Source organism: Actinomadura sp. 7K507 (assembly GCF_004348425.1).
Classification (GTDB): domain Bacteria; phylum Actinomycetota; class Actinomycetes; order Streptosporangiales; family Streptosporangiaceae; genus Spirillospora.
The window spans coordinates 1-1907 of record NZ_SMKK01000500.1 but is presented as its reverse complement, the minus strand read 5'-3'; the positions used below and the strand labels follow the sequence as shown (position 1 = coordinate 1907).

Sequence of the window (1907 nt, the reverse complement as noted above, 5' to 3'; positions counted from 1 at the left end):
GTGTGCCGGTGTGGGTTGTGTTACAGGTACTGGCCGGTGTTGGCGACGGTGTCGATGGATCGGCCGGCTTCGGTGCCCTTGGTTCCGGAGACGAGGGTGCGGATGTAGACGATCCGTTCGCCCTTCTTGCCGGAGATGCGGGCCCAGTCGTCGGGGTTGGTGGTGTTGGGCAGGTCTTCGTTCTCGCTGAACTCGTCGACGCAGGCGGCGAGGAGGTGGGCGACGCGCAGGCCCTTCTGGCCGGTGTCGAGGAACTGCTTGATGGCCATCTTCTTGGCGCGGTCGACGATGTTCTGGATCATCGCTCCGGAGTTGAAGTCCTTGAAGTAGAGGACTTCCTTGTCGCCGTTGGCGTAGGTGACCTCCAGGAAGCGGTTCTCCTCGGTTTCGGTGTACATGCGTTCGACGGTGCGCTGGATCATGGCGTCGACGGTGGCCTCTTCGGAGCCGCCGTGCTCCTTGAGGTCGTCGGGGTGGAGCGGGAGGCCGCCGAGGATGTACTTGGAGAAGATGTCCTTGGCGGCTTCGGCGTCGGGGCGTTCGATCTTGATTTTGACGTCGAGTCGGCCGGGGCGCAGGATCGCCGGGTCGATCATGTCTTCGCGGTTGGAGGCGCCGATGACGATGACGTTCTCCAGGCCTTCGACGCCGTCGATCTCGCTGAGCAGCTGCGGGACGATGGTGTTCTCGACGTCGGAGGAGACTCCGGATCCGCGGGTGCGGAAGATGGAGTCCATCTCGTCGAAGAAGACGATGACGGGGGTTCCGGCGGACGCCTTCTCGCGGGCGCGCTGGAAGACCAGGCGGATGTGCCGTTCGGTTTCGCCGACGTATTTGTTGAGCAGCTCGGGGCCCTTGATGTTGAGGAAGAAGCTCTTGCCTTCCTGCCCGGTCTTGTCGGCGACCTGTTTGGCGAGGGAGTTGGCGACTGCCTTGGCGATGAGCGTCTTGCCGCATCCTGGGGGTCCGTAGAGGAGGACGCCCTTGGGTGGTCTGAGCTGGTGTTCGCGGAAGAGGTCGGCGTGCAGGTAGGGAAGTTCCACGGCGTCGCGGATGAGTTCGATCTGTCCGCCGAGGCCGCCGATCTCGTTGTAGGAGATGTCGGGGACCTCTTCGAGGACGAGTTCTTCGACCTCGGCCTTGTGGATCTTCTCGTATGCGTATCCGGATCGGGGTTCGAGCATGAGGGAGTCGCCGGCGCGGAGTGGGACTCCGCGTAGTGGTTCGGCGAGTTTGATGACGCGTTCCTCGTCGGCGTGCGCGATGACGAGGGCGCGTTCGCCGTCGTCGAAGAGTTCTTTGAGCATGACGACTTCGCCTTGCTCTTCGAACGTGAGTGCTTCGACGACGTTGAGGGCCTCGTTGAGCATGACCTCTTGGCCGCGCTGGAGTTCGTCGACGTCGACGGCCGGGCTCACGTTGACGCGGAGTTTGCGTCCGCCGGTGAAGATGTCGATGGTTCCGTCGTCGCGGCCTTCGAGGAAGACTCCGAATCCGGATGGTGGTTGTGCGAGCCTGTCGACCTCCTCCTTGAGCGCCACGATCTGTTCGCGAGCCTCTTTGAGGGTCGCTACGAGACGCTCGTTCTGACCGGTTACGGCGGCCAGGTTGGCCTGTGCCTCATGGAGGCGTTCTTCCAGCACACGTACTTGGCGCGGGGATTCTGCGAGCTTCCGGCGCAGCACGGAGATCTCTTCCTCCAGGAAGGAGATCTGCGTTTGGAGGTCCCTGACCTCCTTTTCGTGCTGCGCCTTGCGCGCCCCTGCATCGTCACGAGCGGCCACGCCCCGTCACCTCCTCACGAAGAGAGCCGACGACCTACTGAGACCCTACCTATCTGGAGGGCTTCCGTAACCTGCCCATTCGGTGTTCGTGTCGTGCGGGGGTGTTCGGGGAGGGTTGGGAGG

General features: G+C 63.2%; 1 protein-coding gene. It reads right to left on the bottom strand.

Annotated elements, in window-relative coordinates; all coding sequences use genetic code 11:
• Positions 1–20: 20 nt before the first annotated feature.
• Positions 21–1784, bottom strand: coding sequence for a proteasome ATPase (arc, locus tag E1285_RS44830; protein WP_132160993.1), 1764 nt, complete (start codon positions 1782–1784; stop codon positions 21–23).
• Between the last annotated feature and the right edge of the window lie 123 nt (positions 1785–1907).